Annotated in this window: 24 protein-coding genes and 1 pseudogene; 11 read left to right on the forward strand and 14 right to left on the reverse strand. The window is 74.8% G+C overall.

Going from position 1 to position 24,998, the window contains the following annotated elements:
• Positions 1 to 142: 142 nt before the first annotated feature.
• Genes G3T38_RS19800 through G3T38_RS19810 form a run of 3 tightly spaced genes read right to left on the reverse strand, consistent with a single transcriptional unit; the run spans position 143 to position 3,488 of the window.
• Positions 143 to 901 carry a CDP-alcohol phosphatidyltransferase family protein gene (locus G3T38_RS19800; RefSeq protein WP_163774432.1) on the reverse strand — a complete coding sequence of 253 codons (759 nt, stop codon included), beginning with the start codon at positions 899 to 901 and terminating at the stop codon, positions 143 to 145.
• Entirely contained in the window at positions 898 to 2,547 is a 1,650-nt protein-coding gene (gene crtI / locus G3T38_RS19805) for a phytoene desaturase family protein (RefSeq protein WP_163774434.1), read from the reverse strand. Before crtI ends, G3T38_RS19800 begins: the two co-directional genes overlap by 4 nt.
• A complete protein-coding gene (locus G3T38_RS19810) occupies positions 2,544 to 3,488 on the reverse strand; it encodes a phytoene/squalene synthase family protein (protein WP_163774437.1) in 945 nt (314 codons plus the stop codon). Before G3T38_RS19810 ends, crtI begins: the two co-directional genes overlap by 4 nt.
• Before the next feature lie 284 nt (positions 3,489 to 3,772).
• On the opposite strand from G3T38_RS19810, the gene idi reads away from it, so the two are divergent.
• The 4 genes and pseudogenes from idi (at position 3,773) to G3T38_RS19830 (ending at position 5,986) form a co-directional block, all read left to right on the forward strand.
• On the forward strand, positions 3,773 to 4,309 hold the full coding sequence (gene idi, locus G3T38_RS19815; RefSeq protein ID WP_163774439.1) for an isopentenyl-diphosphate Delta-isomerase: 537 nt from the start codon (positions 3,773 to 3,775) through the stop codon (positions 4,307 to 4,309).
• A gap of 44 nt (positions 4,310 to 4,353) precedes the next feature.
• Positions 4,354 to 4,872: an ANTAR domain-containing protein gene (locus G3T38_RS19820; protein WP_163774442.1), complete on the forward strand. Its 519-nt coding sequence runs from the start codon at positions 4,354 to 4,356 to the stop codon at positions 4,870 to 4,872.
• Between the two features lie 30 nt (positions 4,873 to 4,902).
• Positions 4,903 to 5,499, forward strand: a pseudogene (locus tag G3T38_RS19825) (dienelactone hydrolase family protein); the annotation flags it as partial.
• Between the two features lie 40 nt (positions 5,500 to 5,539).
• The gene (locus G3T38_RS19830) at positions 5,540 to 5,986 is read left to right on the forward strand and encodes an ATP-binding protein (RefSeq protein WP_163774446.1); all 447 of its coding nucleotides are present in this window, start codon (positions 5,540 to 5,542) and stop codon (positions 5,984 to 5,986) included.
• A gap of 4 nt (positions 5,987 to 5,990) precedes the next feature.
• On the opposite strand, the gene G3T38_RS19835 is transcribed toward G3T38_RS19830, so the two are convergent.
• The 6 genes from G3T38_RS19835 to G3T38_RS19860 all read right to left on the reverse strand — a co-directional run bounded on the left by G3T38_RS19835 (position 5,991) and on the right by G3T38_RS19860 (position 11,138).
• Complete coding sequence (locus tag G3T38_RS19835) at positions 5,991 to 6,395, reverse strand: YjbQ family protein (protein WP_163774448.1); 405 nt, start codon at positions 6,393 to 6,395, stop codon at positions 5,991 to 5,993.
• Between the two features lie 58 nt (positions 6,396 to 6,453).
• A complete protein-coding gene (locus G3T38_RS19840) occupies positions 6,454 to 9,045 on the reverse strand; it encodes a SpoIIE family protein phosphatase (protein WP_163774450.1) in 2,592 nt (863 codons plus the stop codon).
• Positions 9,046 to 9,133: 88 nt separating this feature from the next.
• Complete coding sequence (locus G3T38_RS19845; protein WP_163774452.1) at positions 9,134 to 9,460, reverse strand: biopolymer transporter Tol; 327 nt, start codon at positions 9,458 to 9,460, stop codon at positions 9,134 to 9,136.
• Positions 9,457 to 9,633 carry a hypothetical protein gene (locus tag G3T38_RS19850; protein WP_163774454.1) on the reverse strand — a complete coding sequence of 59 codons (177 nt, stop codon included), beginning with the start codon at positions 9,631 to 9,633 and terminating at the stop codon, positions 9,457 to 9,459. Before G3T38_RS19850 ends, G3T38_RS19845 begins: the two co-directional genes overlap by 4 nt.
• 70 nt (positions 9,634 to 9,703) lie before the next feature.
• Positions 9,704 to 10,333, reverse strand: a complete 630-nt coding sequence (locus G3T38_RS19855) for a 3-oxoacid CoA-transferase subunit B (protein ID WP_163774456.1) — start codon at positions 10,331 to 10,333, stop codon at positions 9,704 to 9,706.
• 1 nt (position 10,334) lies between these two features.
• Positions 10,335 to 11,138 (reverse strand): 3-oxoacid CoA-transferase subunit A, encoded by an 804-nt coding sequence (locus tag G3T38_RS19860; protein ID WP_163774458.1) that lies wholly within the window; start codon positions 11,136 to 11,138, stop codon positions 10,335 to 10,337.
• A gap of 148 nt (positions 11,139 to 11,286) precedes the next feature.
• Here G3T38_RS19860 and G3T38_RS19865 point away from each other — a divergent pair, with 148 nt between their 5' ends.
• From G3T38_RS19865 to mftM, 5 genes are all read left to right on the forward strand, one after another.
• Entirely contained in the window at positions 11,287 to 12,072 is a 786-nt protein-coding gene (locus G3T38_RS19865; RefSeq protein ID WP_338037779.1) for an IclR family transcriptional regulator, read from the forward strand.
• Positions 12,073 to 12,240: 168 nt separating this feature from the next.
• Positions 12,241 to 13,533 carry an NDMA-dependent methanol dehydrogenase gene (gene mdo / locus G3T38_RS19870; protein WP_163774466.1) on the forward strand — a complete coding sequence of 431 codons (1,293 nt, stop codon included), beginning with the start codon at positions 12,241 to 12,243 and terminating at the stop codon, positions 13,531 to 13,533.
• 121 nt (positions 13,534 to 13,654) lie between these two features.
• Entirely contained in the window at positions 13,655 to 14,890 is a 1,236-nt protein-coding gene (locus tag G3T38_RS19875; RefSeq protein WP_163774468.1) for an AAA family ATPase, read from the forward strand.
• 71 nt (positions 14,891 to 14,961) lie between these two features.
• A complete protein-coding gene (locus G3T38_RS19880) occupies positions 14,962 to 16,503 on the forward strand; it encodes a VWA domain-containing protein (RefSeq protein ID WP_163774470.1) in 1,542 nt (513 codons plus the stop codon).
• On the forward strand, positions 16,500 to 17,435 hold the full coding sequence (mftM, locus tag G3T38_RS19885) for a mycofactocin oligosaccharide methyltransferase MftM (RefSeq protein ID WP_163774472.1): 936 nt from the start codon (positions 16,500 to 16,502) through the stop codon (positions 17,433 to 17,435). Before G3T38_RS19880 ends, mftM begins: the two co-directional genes overlap by 4 nt.
• A gap of 71 nt (positions 17,436 to 17,506) precedes the next feature.
• Here mftM and G3T38_RS19890 read toward each other — a convergent pair whose 3' ends face one another.
• From G3T38_RS19890 to G3T38_RS19905, 4 genes are all read right to left on the reverse strand, one after another.
• On the reverse strand, positions 17,507 to 18,187 hold the full coding sequence (locus G3T38_RS19890; protein WP_163774474.1) for a MadR family response regulator transcription factor: 681 nt from the start codon (positions 18,185 to 18,187) through the stop codon (positions 17,507 to 17,509).
• The gene (locus G3T38_RS19895; RefSeq protein ID WP_163774476.1) at positions 18,184 to 19,602 is read right to left on the reverse strand and encodes a MadS family sensor histidine kinase; all 1,419 of its coding nucleotides are present in this window, start codon (positions 19,600 to 19,602) and stop codon (positions 18,184 to 18,186) included. The genes G3T38_RS19890 and G3T38_RS19895 overlap by 4 nt, the downstream gene beginning before the upstream one ends.
• Before the next feature lie 13 nt (positions 19,603 to 19,615).
• Positions 19,616 to 20,812 (reverse strand): iron-containing alcohol dehydrogenase, encoded by a 1,197-nt coding sequence (locus tag G3T38_RS19900; protein WP_163774478.1) that lies wholly within the window; start codon positions 20,810 to 20,812, stop codon positions 19,616 to 19,618.
• A 115-nt stretch (positions 20,813 to 20,927) separates the two neighbouring features.
• Positions 20,928 to 21,698, reverse strand: a complete 771-nt coding sequence (locus G3T38_RS19905) for an SDR family NAD(P)-dependent oxidoreductase (RefSeq protein WP_163774480.1) — start codon at positions 21,696 to 21,698, stop codon at positions 20,928 to 20,930.
• Positions 21,699 to 21,827: 129 nt separating this feature from the next.
• Here G3T38_RS19905 and mshA point away from each other — a divergent pair, with 129 nt between their 5' ends.
• Together mshA and G3T38_RS19915 are read left to right on the forward strand one after the other, a co-directional pair.
• On the forward strand, positions 21,828 to 23,090 hold the full coding sequence (gene mshA / locus G3T38_RS19910) for a D-inositol-3-phosphate glycosyltransferase (protein WP_163774483.1): 1,263 nt from the start codon (positions 21,828 to 21,830) through the stop codon (positions 23,088 to 23,090).
• A complete protein-coding gene (locus G3T38_RS19915; RefSeq protein WP_420846841.1) occupies positions 23,087 to 23,641 on the forward strand; it encodes a type III secretion system chaperone family protein in 555 nt (184 codons plus the stop codon). The genes mshA and G3T38_RS19915 overlap by 4 nt, the downstream gene beginning before the upstream one ends.
• A 323-nt stretch (positions 23,642 to 23,964) precedes the next feature.
• Here the strand turns inward: G3T38_RS19915 and G3T38_RS19920 are convergent, their stop codons facing one another.
• Entirely contained in the window at positions 23,965 to 24,951 is a 987-nt protein-coding gene (locus G3T38_RS19920) for a DMT family transporter (protein ID WP_338037780.1), read from the reverse strand.
• Positions 24,952 to 24,998: the final 47 nt, after the last annotated feature.

Genomic DNA, 24,998 nt, shown 5'->3' on the forward strand with positions numbered 1-24,998 from the left:
GATCGCCGCAACCCTCAACCAACGCCCACGACCTACCCTCGACCTACGGACACCAGCCCAAGCGCTGGCCGAGCTGCTCGCCAACCCGGCAGCAGCATGACCGTTGCTTAGACCGATGGACACCGCCCATCAACATTGATGGTCAAAGCGGCGTGTTCCCCGGTCGACCGGGGAAAGTGCCGCCGCCGACCGCCCGGGGCAGGGCACGCCGTACGGCGCGGGTGACGTGCGCGAGGCCCACGAGCGCCAGCGCGCCGCCGATCGCGGTGCCGGTCGTCGCCAGCGCGGGGCCGTCGACCGACGGGAGCAGGCTGACGCCCGCCGACCGCACCGCCCCTGCGGCGGCGCACGAGGCCGCGGTGAACGCCACGACGATGACCCGGGAGGGACGTTCCCAGACGGTCACCGCCCCGGGACCGGTCATCCCGGCGGCCTGGCCGAGCGCCCGGACCTGCTCGAGCAGCAGCGTGGCGGCGGCGACGGGGGCGACGGCCCACCACGGCGCGCCGAGCACGACGAGCGTCAGCAGCAGGAGCAGGTCGGCGCAGCGGTCCGCGGCGCCGTCGAGCACGCGCCCCCACGCCGAGTCGGTGCCGGTGCGTGCGGCGAGGGCACCGTCGACGCCGTCGAGCACGGCGGCGACGACCATCGGCACGACCGCGACCAGGGGCCATGCGCCGCCCAGCGCGGCGAGCAGCGGGACCGTCGCGGTGATCAGCGCGGCCGCCAGGGTCACGGCGTCGGGGTGCACGCCCCACCGCGCCAGCGGGCGGGCGCCGGCGTGCGTCAACCGCACCCAGCCCCGCACCCAGGCCGAGTCCCGCGGGTCGAGGCCGCCGTGGAGCCGCGACCAGTGGTCGAACGACTCCTCGTCCTGGGAGGACCGGCGCCCGCGGCTCACGCCACGCCTGCGGCCGCGTCCACCGTCCCGTCGGGCACGGCGCCGGGGACGTGCCCCGCAGGAGGCTCGGTGGAGGGCCCGACCGACGTGTCGCCCGCGAGGCGCTTGCGCACGAGCTCGGCGCTGATGAGGCACATCGGCAGACCGATGCCGGGGACGGTGCTGGCGCCCGCGTAGTAGAGGTCGCGCACCTTCGTCGACACGTTGCCCGCCCGGAAGAACGCGCTCTGCTTGAGCACGTGGGCCGGCCCGAGCGCGCCGCCGCACCACGCGTTGACGTCGGCCACGAAGTCGGCGGGACCGACGGTGCGGCGCACGACGACGCGGTCGGCGAGGTCGGGCACGTCCGCCCAGCGCGCGACGAGGTCGATCGCGCGGTCGGCGATCGCCTCGACGAGCGGGTCGCCGGCCCCGTCGACCCCGCCCCGCCCGATGTCCGGGTCGGGCGGCACGGGCACGAGCACGAAGAGGTTCTCGTGGTCGGCCGGCGCCACGGTGTCGTCGGTGGCCGACGGCTTGCACACGTAGATCGACGCCGGGTCGGGCACCCGCGTGGGCGTGCCGAAGATGGCGTCGAAGTTGGCGTGCCAGTCCTCGGTGAAGAAGAGCGAGTGGTGCTCGAGCTGCGGCAGGTGGCCCGTGACCCCGAGCTGCACCAGCACGGCGCCGGGTCCGGACACGGCCTTGTCCCACCACCGCTGCGGGTAGGTCTGCAGGTCCTCCGGCAGCAGCCGGGTCTCGACGTGGTGGAGGTCGGCCGCGCCGACCACGACGTCGGCGGGCACGTCGCGCGTCGTGCCGTCGGGGTCGACGACCCGGACGCCGGTCACGCGCGCCCGGCGCCGGTCGCCCCGTCCGCTGGTGCGGCGGCACGTCAGCACCTCGGTGACCGCGCTGCCCGTGTGGAGCCGGGCGCCGCGCTGCCGGGCGAGGTCGGCGAGCGCCTCGACGAGGCGGGTGAACCCGCCCGCCGGGTAGCGCACGCCGTCGGCGAGGTCGAGCCAGCTCATGAGGTGGTACATCGCCGGCGTGCGGTCCGGCGAGGAGCCCAGGAACACGGCGGGGTAGCCCAGCACCTGCCGCAGGCGCCGGTCGGAGAACCGCGCCGCGACGTACGACTCCAGGCTGCGGGCCAGCAGGCCCGCGAGCCGAGGGCCGTGGGCGAGCACGCGACGGCCCAGGAAGGCGGCCGGCGTCTCGAAGCTGGTGTAGAGGAACCGGTCGACCGCGAGGTCGTAGGCCTGCCGGGCGGAGCGCAGGTAGTCTCCCAGCCGGTCGCCGGCGCCCGGCTCGATGCTCTCGAAGAGCGCACGGTTGCCCTGCTCGTCGGCGGCGACGTCGATGCTGCCGGGCACGCCCTCGAAGAACACGCGGTAGCCCGGGTCGAGGCGCACGAGCTCCACCTGCTCCTCGGTGGTCGTGCCGAGCAGGCGGAAGAAGTGGTCGAACACCTCGGGCATGAGCCACCACGACGGGCCCGTGTCGAACCGGAAGCCGTCCTGCTCCCACGACCCGGCGCGCCCGCCCAGGGCGTCGTTCTTCTCGAACAGCTCGACGTCGTGGCCATCGGCGGCGAGCAGCGCCGCGGTCGCGAGGCCGGCGACCCCGCCGCCCACGACGACGACGCGGCGCAGCGGGGCGCTCACGCGGCGGCTCCCGCACGACGGACGGGCGCGGCGGTGCGGGGGAGGCCGTCGCGCAGGAGCGCACCGGCCGCCAACCGGGCCTTCACGGCGCCCGGCACGCGGACGCGCCGGTCGCGGGCCTCGACCGGCGACGTACGGCGCAGGCGGAGCGCCAGCTCGGAGAACAGGTCGTGGGCGGTGCAGACCGCCACCCGGCTGCTGCGCGGCAGAGCCGGCACGACGGTGGCAGCGGCCGCGAGGTCGGCGTCGACGTCGTCGAGCCAGCGCCGCCAGGCCGCCTCGTCGGGATCGGCCGGGTCCAGCCCCACGAGGTAGCGCCGCCCGAGGTCGTCGCCGTCCTCCCCGAGGTCGCGGAGGAAGTTGACCTTCTGGAAGGCCGCGCCCAGGCGTTGCGCGCCGGGGCCGAGGGCGTCGTACTGGCCGTCGCGCTGCGGCTCGTCGGCGAGGAACGCCCGCAGGCACATGAGCCCGACGACCTCGGCCGACCCGTAGACGTACGTCGCGAGGCTGGCCTCGTCGTGCTCGGTGCGGTCGAGGTCGGTGCGCATCGAGGCGAAGAAGGGGGCGACGAGGGACTCGTCGATGCCGCAGCGGCGGGCCGTGCGGGCGAACGCGTGCACCACGAGGTTGCTGCTGGAGCCCGTGCGCAGGGCGGTGCCCGTCGCCTGCTCCAGCGCGTCGAGGGTGGCGCGGCGCTCGGCGTCGTCGTCCTCGGGACGAGGCGCATCGACGATCTCGTCGGCCACGCGCACGAGCGCGTACACGTTGCGCACGTCGGCCCGCACCTGCCCGCCGAGGAGCCGGGAGGCGAGACCGAACGACGAGGAGTACGCCCGGATGACGAGCGAGGCGCTGGCCTCGGCGACGTCGTCGTACTGCTGGTGCGGCCGGGGGCGCGCAGCGGCCGGCGGCCGGGACGGGCCGTGCAACCAGAGGTTCATGGTCGACTCCTCGGGGGGACGCCGCGGGCAGCGCGTGGGTGGTGGCCGTCGGGCGCTCGCCCTCCGTCTGGGGAGAACGTACGGGGGAGGTGCAACGGAGGACGCCGGGCCGGTACCCGTCCCGGGCCGTGCCAGCACGTGCCAGCACGTGCCAGCCCGGTGCCAGCCCGGTGCCAGCCCGGCACGACCGCCCCGGTCGGTGTGCCCGAACGCCCGCCCGGCACGATGGGAGACGGCGGAGCGTCCGCCGCCGTCCGCTGGCCGCCCCGACCGAGGAGCCCCCGATGACCGTCGTGACCGAGGACCTCGTCGTGCTGCTCGACGAGCGCGGCGAGCCGTGCGGCACGGCTCCGCGCGGCGGGGTGCACACCACGGACACGCCGCTCCACCTCGCGTTCTCCTGCTGGGTGCTCGGACCGGACGGCCGGTTGCTCGTCACGCGCCGCGCCCTGGCGAAGCGCACGTGGCCCGGTGTCTGGACGAACACGTTCTGCGGACACCCGCGGCCGGGGGAGGACTCGGTGGCGGCCGTCGAGCGGTACGCCGCGCACGAGCTCGGCCTGCGGGTCACCGACCTGCGGCTCGCCCTCCCGGACTTCCGCTACCGGGCCGTGGACGCCAGCGGCGTCGTCGAGAACGAGATCTGCCCCGTCTGGCTCGCCCGCACCGACGACGAGCCGTCCCCCCACCCGGACGAGGTCGCCGAGCACGCGTGGACCGACCCTCGCGCCCTGCTCGACCTGGCCGAGCGCACGCCGTGGGCGCTCAGTCCGTGGGCCGTCGAGCAGAGCGCCGGGATGCGGGGAGCCCTCGGGCTCTGACGCCCGGTCGGGTGCGCCGCCGGAGGGCGGGGTACCGGACCGCCATGGACGCGTCCCGCTCCTCCCTCGCCGCCGCCCGGGCGATCCGTGCCCTGCACCGTCCCACGGACCTCGCCGCCACGCTCGCGACCCTCGTCGAGGTCGCGCGGCTCTCCCTCGACGACGTCGACCACGTCAGCGTCTCGCTGGCGGGACGCGACGGGAGCCTCGAGACGGTGGCGGCCACCGACGACCTCGTGCGCGACCACGACCGCACGCTCGGCGCCCTCAACCTCTACGCCCTGGAGACGGACGAGATCGACGGCGAGAGCCTCGAGCTGGCCGAGCTGCTCGCGGCGGCGGCCGCCACCGCTCTCGGCGGCGTGCGCGAGCGCGCGCACCTGCACACCGCCCTCGAGTCCCGGGAGCGGATCGGGATGGCGGTCGGCGTGGTGATGGAGCGGTTCGGGCTCGACGGGGAGCGGGCGTTCGACTACCTCGTGCGCACGTCCCAGCACGGCAACCGCAAGCTGCGGGACGTCGCCGAGGCGTTGCTCGTGCCACCGCAGGAGGCCCGGCCCTAGGGTGGTCGGAGCGACCCGACCCCGAAGGAGACCCGCATGGCCACCGTCGTGCTCTTCCACCACGCGCAGGGCCTGACCGAGGGGGTGCGCGCCTTCGCCGGACTCCTGCGCGACGGCGGGCACGAGGTGCACACCCCCGACCTCTTCGACGGCCGCACGTTCGACGACCTGGTCACCGGCGTCGGCCACGTCGGGGAGATCGGCTTCCCGGCGCTGCTGCAGCGGGGCGCCGCCGCGGTCGAGGCGTTGCCGGAGGAGGTCGTCTACGCGGGGTTCTCGCTCGGTGTGCTGCCGGCCCAGATGCTCGCGCAGGGCCGCGCCGGCGCTCGCGGGGCCGTGCTGATGGAGGCGTGCGTGCCGCCCAGCGAGTTCGGCCCCGGCTGGCCCGAGGGGCTGCCCGTCCAGGTGCACGGCATGAGCGACGACCCGTTCTTCGCGGGCGAGGGCGACCTCGACGTCGCCCGGGCCCTCACGGAGCAGGAACCGGGGGGCGAGCTGTTCCTCTACCCGGGCGACGCCCACCTCTTCGCCGACCCCACGCTCCCGTCGTACGACGCGGCGGCCGCCGCCCTGCTGCTCGAGCGCGTGCTGGGGTTCCTCGGCGGGCTCGACGCGCTCGACGACTGAGGTCGTGGGGACCTCACCGGCCCCGTGCCACGATCGTGCGGTGGACTTCGACGGGGCGATCGGTTTCGACCAGCCGTCGGCCACCGACACCCGCCACCGGTTCCTCGCCGCGCTGCTGGCCCGCGGCACCTCCCTCGATGTCGCGGAGGACGCCGCCCTGGTGCTCTACGAGCTCCTGCAGAACGGCGTCGAGCACGGCGCGCCCCGACCCGACGGGTCCCTGGGCGTCTGCTGGGAGGTCCACGGCGACCTCGTGCACCTGGCCGTCACCGACGGCGGGCTCCCCGCCGGTGGTCCCCCGGGGAGCGCCGCCGAGGCGTGGCGGGAGCGCCGACTGCGTCCGGCCGACCCGATGGCCGACCGGGGGCGGGGCCTCCACATCGTCGACGGGCTGAGCCGGGCCTGGACCGTCGAGACGACCGGCGCCGGCACGACCGTGCGCGCGGTGGTGCCGATCGGTCCCGCCGGCCCCCCGCGCCCCGCCTGAGCCCTCAGCCCCGCAGGAAGCTCAGCTGCACGTCGCGCTCGGCGTTGTCGACGTTGAGGTCGACGAGGCAGATGCTCTGCCACGTCCCGAGCGCGAGGCGCCCGCCGAGGACCGGCACCGTGGCGTACGGCGGCACGAGGGCCGGCATCACGTGCGAGCGCCCGTGGCCGCGGCTCCCGTGCCGGTGGCGCCAGCGGTCGTCGGCCGGCAGCAGGTCCCCGAGCGCCGCGAGGAGGTCGTCGTCGCTGCCGGCGCCCGTCTCGAGGATCGCGATGCCTGCCGTCGCGTGGGGCACGAAGACGTGGAGGAGCCCGTCGCCCCGGCTCGTGACCCAGGAGCGGCAGTCGTCGGTCAGGTCGAGGACGACCTCGCGGTCGCCGGTGCGGTAGCGGCGCGTCTCGCTGTCCATGCGCCCATCGTGGCAGGCAGGTGGCGGCGCGGGTGGCGGGCGGGCGGCGGGCCAGCCGTCAGCCGCGCAGGCGCACGGCGACGAGGGCGATGTCGTCCTCGGTCCAGCCGGGCAGCATCCGCGCCATCAGGCGGTCGCAGAGCTCCTCGGTGGTCGGGTCCTCGGCCAGCAGCTCCGCCAGTGCCGTGCAGAGGCGGTCGAGACCGGTGTCGAGCACCTCGCCGCGTCGCTCGACGAGCCCGTCGGTGTAGAGCAGCAGGAGGGAGCCCGGCGGCAGCTCCACGGAGGACTCGCTGCGCGAGGACGCGACGGAGGCCTCCGTGAGGAGCCCCAGCATCGGGTTCGGGTCACCGCACCACAGGGCCCGGGCGACGCCGTCGACCACCACCACCGGCGGCGGGTGGCCGGCGCTGCTCCAGCGCAGGGTCGCGCTGCCGGCCGCACGCTGCTCGGGAGCCTGCTCGAGCCGCGCCATGACCGCGGTCGCCATCGTGTCGACCCGCAGGGTGGCGAGGGCGGCGTCCACCCGGTGCAGCACCTCCGCGGGTCCGCCCTCGGTCGTGACGGCGATCCCGCGGAGCAGCGTGCGGACCTGGCCCATGGCCGCCGCGGCCCGGGCGTCGTGGCCGATGACGTCGCCGATCACCAGCGTCAGGGAGTCGGCGGCCGGCTGCTGGAACGCGTCGTACCAGTCGCCGCCCACCTGGGCCGCCTCCGCGGCCGGTTCGTAGCGCACCACGACGTCGAGGTGCTCGATGCGGGGCGGTGCGGTGAGGAGGCTGCGCTGCAGGCCCTCCGCGATGTCGCGCTGGCCCGCGTAGAGCGTGGCGTTGTCGAGGGCGAGCCCGGCGCGGTCGGCGACCTCGCTCAGCATCACGAGGTCCTCGGGGGCGAAGCTCGGACGGTCGGGACCGCGGAAGACGGTGAGGAGCCCCGCGGTGCGCCCGCGGCCGGGGAGCGGGACCACGACCGCGGCGGCAGGCCCGAGCTCGCGGCAGGCCTCCGTGGCCGGACCGGGCTCGAGGACGCCGAGGATGTGCTCCGTGGCGCCCTCCTGCACGACGACCGACTCGCGGCCCGCGAGGGCGCGCGCGACCATCGAGCCGTTGGTGAGGGCCGGGATGCGCACCTGGGCGTACTGCTCGACGAGGGAGCGCTTCGCGGGGTCGACGTGCCACCAGCCGACGTCCCGGAGCCGGCGCCGCCAGGTGCGGTCGACGAGGGGCTCGTCGGTGAGGCGCCCGTCGACCTGGGTGACGACGCACCAGTCACCGAGCCGGGGCACGAGGATCTGGGCGAGCCGCTCGACCGCCTCGTCGGCCTCGAGCGTGTCGGTCAGCGTGCGGGTGACGTCGGCGAGCAGCTCCGCCCGACCGGCCGCGCGGGCGAGCACGTCCTGCGCCACGCGACGCTCGGTGACCTCGATGAAGTAGACGGACAGCCCGTCGGGCGTCGGCCAGCAGCGCACCTCGAACCAGCCGTCGAGCGGCGGCGGGTAGTAGGCCTCGAACGACCGCGGCCGACCGCTCTCCACGGCGCCGCGGTAGTAGCGCTCGAAGTCGGACCCGACCGTCGCAGGGAAGAGCTCCCACACGACGTGGCCGACCGGGTCGCTGCTGATGCCGCCCAGCAGGCGCCGGGCCTCGGGGTTCGCGTAGGTGAACCGCCAGTCGCGGTCGAGGTGGTAGAACGCCGTCGGCATCGCCTCGAGGGTGCGGGCCACCCGGGCCTCGCCCTCGCGCACGGCCGTCGTGTCGTAGGCGGCGCCGACCACCCGCACGGCGGTGCCGTCCGCACCCGCGATGGCGTGCCCGCGGGCGGCCACCCACCGCAGCGTGCCGTCGGGCCGCGTCACGCGGTACTCCGCGGCGTACCCGCCGCAGGTCGCGATCGCCCGGTCGAGGGCGGCCCCGACGCGGTCGCGGTCGCCGGGGTGGACCAGCGCGTTGAACGCGTCGATGGTGCCGCCGAAGGAGGCGCGGTCGGTGCCGAAGACCTCGAGCAGCCGCTCGTCCCAGCGCAGCTGACCCGTGGCGAGGTCCCAGTCGAAGGCCCCCACCCCGGCGGCGTCGACGGCGAGCTGCCAGACGACCCGGTCCTCCTCGTAGGTCGACTCGAGCGCCGCGAGCTCGAGCTCGGCGAGCGCCGGCTCCGCCAGCTGCTCGAGCAGGCGCACGTCGTCGGCCGTCCAGCTGCGCGCGGCGGTGTCGAACACGCACAGGGACCCCACGACGTGGCCGCCGGAGCGCAGGGGCACCCCCAGGTACGACGCCGCCGCGCCCGCGACGACCGGGGGCAGGCCGGCGGAGCGGGCGTCGTCCCGGGTGTCGGGGATCGCGACGGGCTCCCCGGTCTCCACGGGGAGCAGGCACAGCGACTCGGAGGCGTCCGACTCGGCGCCGACCGTTGACGCGGCGAGCCCGGAGCCGCCCATCACCCGCTGCCGATCGGCGATGACGGAGACCTGGCCGGACCCGGTGCCGAGGAGCTGCGCGGCGAGCTCGGCCAGGCGGTTGAGGGACGGGAGCCCGTTGGTGCGGGCCGACAGGCTGCGCGCGCGCTCGACCCGGGGTGATGCGACCTCGGGTCCGCGGAACGGGCTGCGGGACGCCGGCGCAGGGCGTTCGGGGTCGACCGGGACTCGGTTCAACCGGGCTCCGATCTGCCGAGGGTCGCGACCAGGTGTCGCGGCGCCGTCAGCAGATCCTCCCACGGCGGCCAAGGTCGGGTCCGATCGGTCAGCGGGGGGACGCGGGGGCGTCGGGCGGGGCCAGCGCGTCGAGCTCGTCGAGGGCCCGCCGGGCGTCGGCCAGGCGCTCGGCCTCGGGGCGGTCCCACCACCGCGGACCGCGCTCGCCGAGCCCGTGCTTGGCGAGCCCGACCCGCCGGCGGGCGGCCGCGACGGCGTCGTCGTCGTGCCGACGGCCCGCGGCGCCCACCGCCGAGCGGGCGCGGCCGAGGTGGGAGGTCAGCGCAGCGCGCAGGTCCTCGGGGAGGGAGGGGTCCGTGCGCCGCCAGCGGCGCCCGTCGACGACGAGCCAGCGCTCGTCGTCGACGGCGCTCACGCGGCGCTCGCCCCCGGGAGGGCGACCCGACCTGCCCCGTGCAGCTCCGTCGGCGTGGCCGGCGCCGAGCCCTCGGCCTCGTCCGCCGTGGTCAGGCCGATGATCAGCAGCGTGCCGCCGACCACCACCACGAGCACGATCACTGCCGCGACGATCCATCGCCGTGGACCCATCTGGACCTCCTCGGTAGGTGTGCCGACGACGCTACGTCGGCGTCCCTAGAGGTACCCGCGGGCCGGCGGCTCAGGTCAGCAGCGGCGGCTCGGTCGCCGCACGGATCTCGTCCTCGGTCACGCCGGGAGCCAGCTCGACGAGCCGGAGCCCGTCGGGCGTCACGTCGATGACGCCCAGGTCCGTGATGATCCGCTGCACGACGCCCCGGCCCGTGTAGGGCAGCGAGCACTCGTCGACGATCTTGTAGGAGCCGTCGCGCGCCACGTGCTCCATGAGCACCACGACCTTGTCGGCGCCGTGGACGAGGTCCATCGCCCCGCCCATGCCCTTGACCATCTTCCCGGGGATCATCCAGTTGGCGATGTCGCCCGTCGCCGAGACCTGCATGGCGCCCAGGATCGCGGCGTCGACCTTCCCTCCGCGGATCATCCCGAAGCTGGTCGCCGAGTCGAAGTAGGACGCACCGCGGCGCACGGTCACCGTCTCCTTGCCCGCGTTGATGAGGTCGGGGTCCTCCTCGCCCTCCACGGGGTAGGCGCCCACGCCGAGGATCCCGTTCTCCGACTGCAGCACCAGCTCGACGTCGTCGGGCACGAAGTTCGGCACCCGCGTCGGCAGCCCGATCCCGAGGTTGACGTAGGACCCGTCGCCCAGCTCCGCCGCGGCGCGCGCGGCCATCTCGTCGTGGCTCCAGGGCATCTCAGGCCTCCTGCTCGCTGGTCGTGGCGGTCGGGGACGCGGGACGCACGGTGCGCTTCTCGATGCGCTTGTCGGCGGCCTGCTCGGGGGTGAGGGGTACGACGCGGTGCACGAAGACACCCGGCAGGTGGACGTGGTCCGGGTCGATCTCGCCGGGCTCGACGAGCTCCTCGACCTCGACGATGGTGGTGCGGCCGCACATGGCGGCGAGGGGGTTGAAGTTGCGGGCCGCCCGCCGGAAGACGAGGTTGCCGTGCCGGTCGGCGCGGTGGGCGCGCACGAGGGCGAAGTCCGCGACGATCGCCTCCTCGAGCACGAACTCCTTCGGGCCCTCGGCCGTCTCGAACACCTGGGTCTGCTTCGCGGGGGAGGCCTTCACGACGTTGCCCTCCGCGTCGTACCGCCAGGGCAGGCCGCCGTCGGCGACCTGGGTGCCGACGCCGGTCGCGGTGAAGAAGGCGGGGATGCCGGAGCCGCCGGCGCGCATGCGCTCGGCGAGCGTGCCCTGCGGGGTGAGCTCGACCTCGAGCTCGCCCGAGAGGTACTGCCGCGCGAACTCCTTGTTCTCCCCGACGTAGGACGCGACCATCCGGCGCAGGCGGCCGGCACCGAGCAGCATGCCGAGGCCGGCGCCGTCGACGCCCGCGTTGTTGGAGAACGCCTCGAGCTCGTCCGCTCCCTGGTCGAGCAGCGCCGCCAGGAGCACGGACGGGATGCCCGAGAGGCCGAATCCCCCCACCGCGATCCGCGATCCCGACCCGATGTCCGCGACGGCCTCCGCGGCCGACGCCACGACCTTGTCCACGCTCGATCTCCCTCTGCTGGTGGTCTGTCCGCCGTCGAGACAACCGGTTCGGTGAGGCACGGTCAACGCCCCGTCGCGGACTGCTCGCAGCGCGACCAGAGGTCGGACGCGCCGTTCACTCACCGAACGCCGGGCTAGGCTGGCCCCCGTGAGCGAGACGGTCGGGATGGTCGGGCGCGCGGCCGGGGTGCTGCGCGCGCTGGCCGAGCTGGACACGGAGGGTGCGCGCACGGCGGACGTCGCCCGGGCGGTGGACCTGCCCCGCCCGACCGTCCACCGCGTGCTCACCGCCCTGCTCGACGAGGGCCTCGTCGACCGCGTGCAGGAGACCGGCCGGTGGCACCTCGGCCCCGAGCTGTTCGTGCTCGGAGCGGCGGCGGCGCGCCGGTACGACGTCGCGCAGGTCGCGCACCCGACGGTCCGTCGGCTGGCCGAGCTGACGGGGGAGAGCGCCTTCTTCTCCGTGCGCCGGGGCGAGGACACGGTGTGCCTGCTGCGCGAGGACGGCGACTTCCCCATCCGCTCGCACGTGCTCACCGAGGGGTCCCGCTTCCCCCTGGGCGTCGTCTCCGCCGGCCTGGCGCTGCTCGCCCACCTGCCCGACCGCGAGGTGGAGGACTACCTGGCGCGGGTGGACCTCGTGCCGTCCTACGGCCGCCCGCACGCCACGGAGCCGCTGCGGCAGCGCATCGCGACGACGCGCACCGACGGCTACGCGACCAACCCGGGCCTCAACGTCGAGGGCAGCTGGGGGCTGGCCGCCGCCGTCTTCGACCGCGCCGGCCGGCCCTCCTGGGCGCTGACCCTGACGGGGATCGAGTCCCGCTTCGCCCAGCCCCGGCGCGCCGAGCTGGGTGCGCTGCTGCTGCGCGAGGCGCACGCCCTCACGGGGCGGCTCTCCGCCGGGCCGAGCGCCGCGGCACCGCCGCGCTGACCGACCGCCACGGCCTCCCACGCCGACCCGCCAGGGCACCTCTCCGAACGGCCGGGACGGGCTCCTGACCTGGCTGGCGGGATCCGGATCCTCGTCTGTTCGACCCCTCACCGACGGACCTAGCGTCTCGTGACGAGCGCCACATCCCCGTCCCACAGGAGGTCTGCCATGCAGGTCGACGAGCTGCTCAAGCCGTTCCCGATCAAGGAGTTCCACCCGTTCCCGCGTGCCCTCATGGGCCCGGGAGCCCACGAGATGATCGGCCCGGAGGCCCTCAAGCTGGGCTTCCGCAAGACCCTCGTCATGACGTCGGGCCTGCGGGGCACGGACATCGTGCACAAGATCGTGGAGTCGATGAAGTACCACGGCCTCGAGGTCGTCGTGTACGACAAGGTCGAGTCCAACCCCAAGGACTACAACGTCATGGACTCCGTGGCGCTCTACCAGGAGAACGAGTGCGACTCGTTCGTCTCCATCGGTGGCGGCTCCTCCCACGACGCCTGCAAGGGCGCCCGCGTCTCGGTCGCCCACGACGGCCGCAACGTGAACGAGTTCGAGGGCTTCAACATGTCCGAGAACCCGAAGAACCCGCCGCACATCGCGGTCTCCACCACGGCCGGCACCGGCTCGGAGACGTCGTGGGCCTACGTCATCACCGACACGACGACGGACCCCGACAACCCGCACAAGTACGTCGCGTTCGACGACGCCTCCGTGGCGACCCTGGCCATCGACGACCCGGTGCTCTACTTCGACTGCCCGGTGGACTACACGGCCCAGTGCGGGTTCGACGTGCTCGCGCACGCCTCCGAGCCGTACGTCTCCCGCCTCAACTTCGAGCCCAGCCTCGGCAACGCGATCCGCGCCATCAAGCTGACCGCCGAGAACCTCCGCGAGGCCACCTGGAACGGCCAGGACCTCAAGGGTCGCGAGGGCATGATGTACGCCCAGTACATCGCCGCCCAGGCGTTCAACTCCGGCGGCCTCGGCATCATCCACTCGATCAGCCACGCGGTGTCGGCGTTCTACGACACCCACCACGGCCTCAACAACGCGATCGCGCTCCCGCGCGTGTGGGCCTTCAACATGCCCGCGGTCTACGGGCGCTTCGCGGACATCGCGGAGGCCATGGGCATCGACACCCACGGCATGACCAAGCCGCAGGCCGCGGACGCCGCGCTCGCCGCCGCGATCCGCCTGCTCCGCGACGTGGGCATCCCCGAGCGGTTCGTCGACGTCACGGCCGACTCGTACTCGAAGAACCGCCTCGGCACCGGCCCGACGAAGTTCTACGAGAACGCGCCCGTCATCAAGGGCGACGCCGACGACGTCGACCGGATCACGAACCACGTGCTCGGTGACGCCTGCACGCCGGGCAACGCCAAGGAGTGCACGTTCGAGACCGTGCGCCCCGTCGTCGAGCACTGCATGACGGGCGACCTGGACGACCTCCTGTCCTGACCGGCGGTCCCCGCGCCGTACCCCCCTCGGGACGTCATGCGGACCGTCGCCCCCGGCCACCGGTCCGCATGACGTCCCGAGCCCGAACCCCCGTCCAGCCCTGCTCAGCGAGGAGCCGTCGATGACCGCCACGCCGACCGACCGTGAGACCCCGACCGTCGAGGAGCCCGAGCTCGACTCCGTCGCCGCCGTCAAGGAGCGGTTCGCCGACGCCGGCTACCTGGCCGACGACCGGCTCGCGACGACCGTCTTCCTGCAGACGCGCCTCGACAAGCCGGTGCTCCTCGAGGGACCGGCGGGCGTGGGCAAGACCCAGCTGGCGCAGACGCTCGCCGAGGTCACGGGCCGGCGGCTGCTGCGGCTGCAGTGCTACGAGGGCCAGGACGAGACGAAGGCCCTCTACGAGTGGGACTACGGCAAGCAGCTGCTCTACACGCAGATCCTGCGGGAGAAGATCGGCCAGGTCGTCGCGGACACGTCGACGCTGACCGAGGCGGTCGAGCGGATCGCGGCGCAGGACTCGGTGTTCTTCTCCGACCGCTTCCTCGCGCCCCGTCCGCTGCTCGAGGCCATCACGTCGCCGCAGCCCGTCGTGCTGCTCATCGACGAGGTCGACCGGGCCGACGAGGCGCTGGAGGCGGTACTGCTCGAGCTGCTCGCCGAGTACCAGGTCTCCATCCCCGAGATCGGCACCGTCGTGGCGACCCACAAGCCCTACGTCGTGCTGACCTCCAACAACACCCGGGACCTGTCGGCCGCCCTCAAGCGCCGCTGCCTGCACCTGTTCCTCGACTACCCCGACGCGCAGCGCGAGCTCGAGATCATCGCCAGCAAGGACACCGGCCTGTCGGCGTCCCTGGCGACCCGCCTCGTCGAGGTCGTCCGCCAGCTCCGCGAGCTCGACCTGCGCAAGGCCCCGAGCATCTCGGAGACCATCGACTGGGCCCGCACGCTCGCCGTGCTGGGGGTCTCCGAGCTGTCCGCCGAGGTGCTGTCCTCGACGCTCAACGTGGTCGTCAAGTACGAGCGCGACCTGGCGCGGGCGCTGCGGGAGGTGCCGCGGCTCGTCGACCCCAACACGACGGTGCCCGAGAGCCTGCACGGGCACGGCCACGGGCACGGGCACGGCCACGGCCACGGGCACGACGACGAGCCGGCCGCGGCCACGGCGGCCCGTGACGCCGCCGACGCCGGCGGACCGAGCGGCAAGGACGTGCGGGCGGCGAAGGACCAGCCGGGCCGGCACGACGAGGGCTACTACGGCGCCCAGGGCACGACGTCCGTCAACGGCCGGTCGGTCCCCAGCGGCCAGGGCGCGCGCTCGTTCGCCGCGGGCTCCCGCAAGCGACCGGTCTGACCCGCGGCGTACGGCGCTGGTGAGGGGCCGGCCGGGAGGCCGGTCGGAGGCTCGAGAGGGAGGGGAGCGCGATGGAAGGCGCCCTGCACCGCTTCATCCGGTTCCTGCGCCTGTCCGGGGTGCGGGTCAGCACCGCCGAGGCGATCGACGCGATGCACGCGGTGAGCACGCCCGGCGTGCTCGACGACCGCGAGGTGCTGCGCTCGGCCCTCGCCGTGTGCCTCGTCAAGGACCGGCGCGACCTGCCCGCCTTCGAGCGGGTCTTCGACCGCTTCTTCGGCCTGCGCGCGCTCGTCGAGGAGGTGGACGGGCACGGGCACTCCCACGCCCACGACGACCTCGAGGACACGGGGACGCTCGAGCAGTTCACCCTGTCCGAGGCCCCCGGGGACCTGCCGCAGGACGGGCACTCGCACGACAAGCCGAAGGACATCAAGGAGTTCTTCAAGCCGGAGGACCTGGCGCAGCAGTACAACCTGCACCAGGAGGCCAACAAGATCGACATGGCCTCGATGACCGACGAGATCATCCTGTCCAACGAGAAGCAGGGCACCATCGGCGAGGCCGCCCGCGTGCAGATCTCGACCCAACGGCTGCACAACCCCGGGAACCCGGGGGAGCTGGCCAGCAGCCCGGGCCTCCACCTGGAGACCGAGCTCAGCGTGGCCGAGGAGCTCACCCTGCTCTCCTGGCTGGAGGAGGCCGAGGCGGGGGAGCAGCCCGACGACCCCGAGCACGCCGCCACGCTGGCGGCGCTCCGCGAGGCGCTGGCCCCCTTCCTGGCCGCCCTGCCCGAGAAGCTCAAGCACCACCTCGAGGCCCTCATGGCGATGGACGTCGAGCTCGAGGGCAAGGAGATCGAGGCCCGGCAGGCCGAGACGGTCGACGAGGCCGAGCGTGCGGCCCTCGAGGAGGCGCTGCGACGCCTGCTGCGCTCGCTCCACGGAGCGCCACGCCCCCGCCGCCGCGCCTCCGCGCGCGGCACCGTCGACGGACGCCGCACGATGCGCTCGAACATGAAGTACGACGGGGTGCCGTTCCGGCCCGTGACGGTCGCCAAGGTCGAGGACCGCCCCCGGCTGATGGTGCTGTGCGACGTCTCCCTGTCGGTGCGGTCCACGGCCCGGTTCACGCTCCACCTCGTGCACGGCCTGCAGGCGGTGGCGGCCTCCGTGCGCACGTTCGCCTTCGTCGCCGACATCGTCGAGACCACCGACCTGTTCGCCGAGCACCGCACGGAGGAGGCGCTGTCGCTGGTGCTCTCCGGCCTGCCCGCCGGGGGCGTGCTCGACGTCGACGCCGACTCCGACTACGGCAACGTGTTCGACTCGTTCCTCGAGACGCACGGTGGGGCGATCACGCGCCGTACGACGCTGGTGGTGCTCGGCGACGGCCGCAGCAACGGACGCGACCCCGGGCTGGGTTCCTTCGCCGAGCTCGCCCGACGTGCGCGGGAGACGGTGTGGTTGACGCCGGAGCCGCGGTACTCGTGGGCGCTGGGGCGGTGCGACCTCCCGGCCTACGCCGAGCACTGCTCGCGGGTGCAGGTCGTGCGCAACCTCGCGGGCCTCGAGAAGGTCACCGAGCTGCTGCCGACGGGGCGTCCGCGATGACCGCCCAGGTGGCGACCGCCGCCGTCGCGCCGGCGCCGCTCGACCCCTTCGGCTGGTCGGTCGCGGGGCTCTACCGCGACGACGTCGTCGAGGTGCGCGCCGTGGGCGAGCGCCGGTCGCGGCGGGGGCTGACGACCGTCCGCACGCCGCACTTCGACCTCACCCCGGCGAGCGGCGGTCGACAGGTGCGCGTCGACCACGTCCTCGGCCCCCACGAGATCGACGACGACGTCGCGGGTCTCGTCGCGGCGGAGCTCTTCGGGCCGGGCTGGCTGCGCGGGGTCGCGCTCTTCGAGCGCGTCTTCACCGGCGTGGTGCGGTCGATGCACCCCGATCCGCTGGCGTCGTGGGACCTCTTCTACGGCAACACCCTCGCGCAGCTCGACCGCCTGCGGGACGTGCCGCCGGGGCCGGGGGGCTCGGGGCACGGCACGATCGCGGAGTACGCGCCGGTGTACGCCCACGCCGAGGGCCTCCTCGCCCCGGGGTCGGTGCTGGAGGTCGGGTGCTGCTTCGGGTTCCTGCCGCTGCGGCTCGCCGCGTCCGGGCGCACCGTGACGGCCTCGGACGTCGCGCCCGGCACGGTGCGGCTCCTCGGCGAGGTGGCGCGGCGCCGCGGCGTACGGCTGGAGACGGTGGTCGCCGACGCCGCCCACCACCCCGGTGCGGACGGGTCCGTCGACACGGTGCTGGTGCTGCACCTGCTCGAGCACGTCGACGCCGACCACGGCCAGCGGATCCTCGCCGAGGCGCTGCGGCTCGCCCGCCGGCGCGTGGTCGTGGCGGTGCCGCTGGAGGAGGTCGCGGAGGAGACGTGGGGCCACGTGCGCACGGTCTCGCTGGACGACCTCCGCGCCTGGGGCGCCGCCACCGGCCGCCCCCACGACGTCCACGAGCTCCACGGCGGGTGGCTGGTGGTCGACGTGGGGTGATGCGCCGAGTTGTCACGTACGCCGCGTTTCGACACGCGGCGTACGTGACAACTCGGCGCGCGCGCAAGAGGTCAGAGCAGCCCCAGCTTCCCCGCCTCGTACACGGCCTCGGCGCGGCGGGACACGCCGAGCTTGCGCAGGATGTTGCCGACGTGGAACTTCGCCGTCGTCTCGGAGATGTAGAGCCGCTCGCCGATCGCCCGGTTGGAGTGGCCCCGCGCGAGCAGCCGCAGGACTTCCTGCTCGCGCTCCGTCAGGTGCTGGTTGCCGGCCGGCTCGGGCGCGTTCAGCCCCCGCACCATCGCGGCCGCGCTCCGTGCGTCGAAGGCGCTCCCGCCGCGGCTCACGTCGCGGATCGAGCGGATCAGCCCCGACGTGTCCACGTCCTTCACGACGTAGCCCCGCGCCCCGACCCGGATCGCCCTCAGCACCAGCTGGTCGTCGAGGAACGTCGTCAGCACCAGCACGCCCAGCCCGGGGTGCTCCGCCACCAGCCGCGCGCACAGCTCGAGGCCCTCCGTGTCCGACGACGTCGACAGCTTGAGGTCGAGCAGCACGATGTCGGGCTGCACGCGCGCCACGACGGCGAGCGCCTCGGCGGCGGTGGAGGCCTCGCCCAGCACCGTCAGGTCGGGCTCCCGCTCCAGGATGGAGCGCAGCCCCTGCCGCACGATCGCGTGGTCGTCGACGAGCACGATCCCGACGGTCCCGGGGGGAGCGACGGGTGCGGTGTGGGCAGGGCTGAGCGTCATGACGGTTCCTCTCGTGGGGGTGCGGCGCCGACCAGGTCGGAGATGAGCGACGACCCGCGGCCGACGATGGGGAGGGGCACGGTGAGCTCGACGCGTACGCCGCCCAACCGCGCCCGGCGGAACGCGAGGGTCCCGCCGAGGTCGGCCACCCGGGCCTCGATGTTGGCGAGCCCGCGGTGGCGGCCGTCGGCGGTCGTGCCCCGCTCGAGCCGCAGCATCCGGGCGAGCTCGGCGGGGTCGCCGCAGCCGTCGTCGGCGACCGTGACGCGCAGCTGGTCGGGCCGGTAGCGGATGCGCACCACGGCCCGGGTGGCGCCCGCGTGGTTCACGATGTTGAAGAGGGCCTCGCCGACGGCGCGGGCCAGCTCGTGGTCGGCGTCGGCGGGCAGCTCGGACACCTGGCCCTCGACGCGGATCTGCACGGCGAGGTGCGGCCGGTGGTGGGCCGTCAGCTCGTGGAGCAGCTCGGGGAGGGTGGCGACGGTGTCGCTGTGCGGGCGGTGCAGCGCGTAGATCGCCCGCCGCAGCTGGTCGACCGCCTCCCGGGTGAGGTCCTTCGCCGTGGACAGCGGTGCGGCCACCTGCTCGACGCCCAGCGCCGCGGCCTCGCCGCGGGCGACCTCGACCGCCATTCCGGCCGACAGCACGAACTGCGTCACCGAGTCGTGCAGCTCGCGCGCGATCCGGTGCCGCTCGGTGTCGACGAGCTCGCGCTGGTGGGCGACGAGGAGCCGCTGCTCGGCGTGCCGGAGCTCGGCCGTGCGGGCCTCCAGGTCGCGGCGCTGGGCCTGCGCCTCGTCGACGAGCAGCTGCGCCCGCCGGTGCAGCGCCAGCCCCGCGTGGTACTGCTCCGACGTGTGCAGCGACACCGCCGCCTGGTTGGCGAGGATCCGCAGCACCGACAGGTCGCCCGGCTCGGGCTCGACCGGGAGCCCGTGGAGCCCCACGAGCGCCCCGATGTGGCGTCCCTCGAGCGACATGGGCACCCGCACCCAGCGGCCGTCGTCGGCGGTGCGCGTGGCGTGGCCGGCGCGGACGGCGCCCAGCTCGCGGCGCACGAAGGCCGGCAGCTGCGTCTCGTCGTCGACGACCTGCAGCCCGGAGCCGTCCGGCGTGCCGGAGCACGCGAGGAACCGCGGCCGGGCGCCGGGCAGGTGGCCGTCGGAGACGGCGAGCAGGGTCCACTCGGCCTCGAGGTGCGCGGCGGCCGCGCGCACGACCTCCTCGAGCAGCCCGCGCGGCCCCTCGACCGTGCGCACGAGGGCGCGCGAGATCGAGTCCATGGCCCGCACGGCCCGCTGCGTGCGCTCGTCGGAGCGCACGTAGGCCCGGTAGTACGACCCCTTGCCGGACCGCACCCCCGTCAGGGTGGCGAGGTCGGGGCGCGCCCCCGGGGCCGGTACGTCGAGGCTCACGTCACCGCCTGCCCTAGAGCGCCGCGCGGAACAGGTCGAGGACGTCGTCCTCGGTCGCGGGGCGCGGGTTCGTGGTCAGGCAGGCGTCGTCGAGCGTGGTGCGGGCGAGCAGGGGGACGTCGGCCTCGGCCACGCCGAGGGCGGCCAGGCCGGAGGGCACGCCCACGTCGTCGGCGAGACGCCGCACGTGCTCGGCGAGGAGCTCCGCGGCCTTCTCCCCGTCGGCGCCGTCGACGTCGAGACCGGCGGCGCCGGCGAGGTCGACGAACCGCTGCGGCACCGCCCGCGCGTTGTAGCGGATGACGTGGGGCAGCAGCACGCCGTTGACGACGCCGTGGGGCGCGTCGAGCAGGCCGCCGACCTGGTGGCTCATGGCGTGGGTGGCGCCGAGGATCGCGTTGGTGAACGCCAGCCCGGCCTCGAGGCTCGCCTGGGCCATCCGGCTCCTCGCCTCGGTGTCGGTGGGGTCGGTGAGCGTGCGGCGGAGGAAGCGGCACACGAGCCCGACGGCGTTGAGCGCGTGCACGTCCGCGAGCGGGTTGTGGGCGAGCGAGACGAACGACTCGATGCCGTGGGTGAGGGCGTCCAGCCCGGTCGCGGCGTTGAGGTCGTCGGGCATGGTCACGAGCAGGCGCGGGTCCGTGACCGAGATGTCGGGCACCAGGGCGCGCCCCATGATGGTCAGCTTCACCGACCGGTCCGTGTCGGTGACGATGCAGAACTGGCTCACGTCGGCGCCGCTGCCCGAGGTGCTCGGGATCATCAGCATCGGCGGGATCGGCCGCGTGGCCCGGTCCACCCCGGCGTAGTCCAGGATGTCCCCGCCGTTGCCCGAGAGGATGGCGACGCCCTTCGCGGCGTCGATGACCGAGCCGCCGCCGATGCCGATGATGACGTCGGCCCCGCTCGCGACGTACAGCTCGTGCGCGGCGCGCACCTCGTGGTCCTTCGGGTTCGGCGTGACGCTGTGGAAGACCACCGGCCGCAGGCGGACGTCCCGCAGGTGCGCGAGGAGCTCGTCGACCCAGCCGGCGGCGAGGATCCCGGGGTCGGTGACCACGAACGGACGCCGCGCGCCGAGACGGGCGGCGGCGAAGCCCGCCTCGGCGAGCGAGCCGACACCGAGCACGATCTCGGGGGCGTGGAACTTGACCAGCGACGTGCCCCGACAGCCGACCACCGGGGGCTCGATCACTCCGACTGGTGCCACGGGCTCCTCCTCGCCGGCAGAGTGACCGGCGTCACTCCACCGACGTCACCCTCCGTCGGGGCAGGTTGCAACCACGTTGCCCGCCCGACCGGCCGGGGTCGCGCCGCCGGGTGGTTCAGCCCTGCGGCTCCCGGTGCACCTTGTGCTGGGCTGCCTGGGCACGGGGTCGCATGACGACCTGGTCGATGTTGACGTGGCTCGGCCGCGTCGCGACCCAGACGATCGCGTCCGCCACGTCCTCGGCGACGAGCGGGTCGCGCACGCCGGCGTACACCTGGTCCGCCTTCTCCTGGTCGCCGCCGAAGCGCACGAGGGAGAACTCGGGCGTGTGCACCATCCCGGGCGCGATCTCCGAGATCCGGATCGGCTCGGCGACGAGCTCGAGCCGCAGCGTCTCGGTGACCACCTTCGTCCCGTGCTTCGCGGCCGTGTAGCCGCCACCGCCCTCGTAGGCCACCCGTCCGGCGGTGGACCCCACGTTGACGATGACGGCGTCCCCGCTGGCCCGCAGGGCGGGGAGCAGCGCCTGGGTGACGCGGAGGAGCCCGATGACGTTGACGTCGTACATCGCCTTCCACTGCTCCGCGTCCGCGTGCTCGACCGCGTCGCTGCCGAACGCGCCGCCGGCGTTGTTGACGAGCACGTGGACCACCTCGCCGGCCGCTGCGGCGAGGCCGGCGACCTGGTCGGCGTCGGTGACGTCGCACGCCACGGCCACGCCGTCGATCTCCTCGGCGAGCGCGGCGACGCGGTCGGCGCGCCGGGCCGCGCACACGACCCGGAAGCCGGACGCCGCGAGGGTGCGGGCGGTCGCGGCTCCGATGCCGCTGCTGGCGCCGGTGACGACGGCGGTACGACGGGGGCGGGGGTCGGTCTCGACGCTCATGCCCGCAGTCTGGCAGCCTCCGGCCCGGCGCCGGAGCAGCCGTGTGCCGGACGGTTGGGCCGGAGGTGGACAATGGCGGTCGGCCCCGCGCGGGGACGACGGCGGGGGACGACAGGACGGAGGGGCGGCATGGATCGCGTCGCGATGATCAGTCTCCACACCTCGCCGCTCGACCAGCCGGGCACGGGCGACGCCGGCGGCATGAACGTCTACGTGCTCGAGCTCGCCCGGCGGATCGGCGCCCTCGGCGTCGCGGTCGACGTGATGACCCGGGCCACCTCGTCGCGGCTGGCGCCCGTCGTGGAGGTCGCCGACAACGTCCGCGTCTGCCACCTCGTGGCGGGGCCCTACGAGGGCATCGACAAGGCCGACCTCCCGGCCCAGCTGTGCTCCTTCGCGCGCGAGGTCCTCCGCAAGGAGGCCGCCGCGCCCCTCGGCCACTTCGACGTCGTGCACTCCCACTACTGGCTCTCCGGGCAGGTCGGCGCCCTGGCGCGGGACCGCTGGGCGGTGCCGCTCGTGCACTCGATGCACACGATGGCGAAGGTCAAGAACAGTGCGCTCGCGGCGGGCGACGAGCCCGAGCCGGCGATGCGTGTGATCGGCGAGGAGCAGGTGGTCGACGCCGCCGACCTCCTCGTCGCCAACACCGACCGCGAGGCCGACGAGCTGGTGAGCCTGTACGGCGCGGCGCCCGAGCGCGTCCGGGTCGTCCACCCGGGCGTCGACCTGGCGCGGTTCCGGCCCCAGCACCGCCCCACGGTGCGCGCCGCGCTCGGCCTGCCGGTCGACGCGCTCGTCGTGCTCTTCGCCGGACGGATCCAGCCGCTCAAGGCGCCCGACGTGCTCGTGCGGGCCGTCGCCGTGCTCCTCGAGCGCGACCCCGCGCTGCGCGACCGCCTGGTGGTGCCGATCGTGGGCGGGCCGTCCGGGTCCGGCCGGGAGCGTCCCGAGGCGCTGGCCGAGCTGGTCCGCACGCTCGGCCTGGAGGACGTCGTGCGCTTCGTGCCGCCGGTCGCGCAGGCCGAGCTGGCCTGGTGGTACGCCGCGGCCGACCTCGTCGCCGTACCGTCCCACAACGAGTCCTTCGGCCTCGTCGCCCTCGAGGCGCAGGCGGCGGGCACGCCCGTGGTCGCCGCCGGTGTCGGCGGCCTCGTGACAGCGGTCCGCCACGAGCACAGCGGCCTGCTGGTGGACACCCACGAGCCCGGCGACTGGGCCCACGCCCTCCGTGGCCTCCTCCGCGACGAGCGGCGCCGCCTCGCCCTGTCGGCCGGAGCGCTCGAGCACGCGCGCGGGTTCGCCTGGGAGCGGAGCGCCGAGGCGACCCTCGCGGCGTACGACGACGCCCGCCGCGCCCTCCGCACCACGACGTCGGGAGGCCGCGCGTGACCGACCGCCCCGAGCCGCCCGAGCCCGAGGTCGAGCACCCCGTCGTCGCGCTGGTGCGTGCGCACCTGGTCGCCGAGGAGGTGGAGCACGAGGAGCTCAGCCCCGGCGTGTTCTCCCTGTCGCTGCCAGGGGAGCGGAAGCTCACCATCCCCGTGCGGCTCGACGTCGGACGGCACGCGCTCGGCGTCCACGCGTTCGTGTGCCGCAACCCCGACGAGAACCACGAGGGCGTCTACCGCTGGCTGCTGCAGCGCAACCTGCGCCTGTACGCCGTCGCCTTCGCCATCGATCGCACCGGCGACATCTACCTCGACGCCCGCCTGCCGCTCGACGCCGTCACGCCCGCCGGGCTCGACCGGCTCCTGGGCTCGGTGCTGACCTACGCCGACGAGTCGTTCAACACGATCCTCGAGCTGGGCTTCGCCTCCTCCATCCGCAAGGAGTGGGAGTGGCGCCGCGAGCGCGGCGAGTCGACCCGCAACCTGGAGGCGTTCCGCGGGTGGCTCGAGGCCGGCGACGCCGAGGCCGGCGGGTCGAGCAGCCTGAACTAGCCCCGCCCCCGCGCCCCGCCCCCCGCGCCCGCCTGCCCCCCGCGGTCGTGGTGCCAGGCCTGCGGAAAGTGGTGGCCTCGCACCACGAACCGGGTGGTGGGTGGGTGGGTGCGGGTGCGTCGGGCTCGCCTGGCCGCCGGCCGCGGAAGTGTGCGCTTGGTACGGCGCGGGCCGGCCCCGCGGCGTACCGATGTCCCATTTCCGGGGCCTGCGCGACGGGCGCCCCCCGCCCCCGCCTGCCCCCCGCGGTCGTGGTGCCAGGCCTGCGGGAAGCGGTGGCCTCGCACCACGACCCGGGGGTGGGTGGGGCTGGTGGGGGAGCGCTACGCCCGCACGTCGCCGGCGGCGTCGGGCACGGGTCCCGCGACCTCGGCGCGGGGCTTCCGGCGGGTGAGCAGCACGCCCGCGATGCAGAGCGTGCCACCGACGAACGCGAGCAGCGGGGGCACCTCGTCGAGGAGGGGCCACGCGAGCGCCGCGGCGAGGAACGGCACGAGGAACGTCGTCAGCGCGAGCGTCGACGCGTTGGTGTGGGACAGCGCGTACGCCCACGTCGTGAACGCCACCGCGGTGGGCAGCAGACCGAGGTAGACGACGCCCAGCACGGTGCCGACCGACGCCGTGCCGGCCACGTCGACGAGCTCGCCGGCCCACGGCAGGCAGACGACGGCGCCGATGACGCAGGCGAGGAAGGTGGTCTCGAGGGGGCCCGCGGAGGCCAGGACCGGCTTCTGGCTCAGCACCCCCACCGCGTACGTCGCGGCGGCGACCACGGCGAGCAGCACGCCGGTCAGGTCACCGCTCTCGTGGCCGGCCGAGCCCTGGGCGATGACGACGACCCCGGCGAAGCCGACCCCCATGCCCACGACGAGCCAGCGGTGCAGCCGCTCGCCGAGGAAGACGGTGGCGAGCAGGGCCACGAGGATGGGGCCGACCTGCACGACGAGCGCTGCGGTGCCGGCGTCGATGCGCTGCTCGGACGCGTTGAGCGCCAGGTTGTAGATCCCGAACCAGGATGCGCCGCACAGCAGCAGGAGCGGCACGTGGCGCCGCGCCGGCCACCGTCGGCTGCCGGCCGGACGCGTGAGCAGCAGCGCGCCGAGCGCCGCGGCCGCGATGAGCAGGCGCCCGAGCGACAACGCGCCGGGCGGCACGTCGCTGCCGAGGTGACGGATGCCCACGAACGCCGAGGCCCACAGCAGCAGCGTGACCGCGCCCGCCGCGACCGGCAGCCACGACGCCGCGGGCTTCCGGGGCGCGTCTGCGGAGGCGGTGCCGGAGGGCACGGAGGGGCGGGCCGAGGTGGTCACGCGGGAACCGTAGGGCACGGCACCGACAGGACGGCACCGCGTTTCGC

The sequence above is a fragment of the Nocardioides zeae genome (assembly GCF_010686755.1).
GTDB lineage: Bacteria > Actinomycetota > Actinomycetes > Propionibacteriales > Nocardioidaceae > Nocardioides > Nocardioides zeae.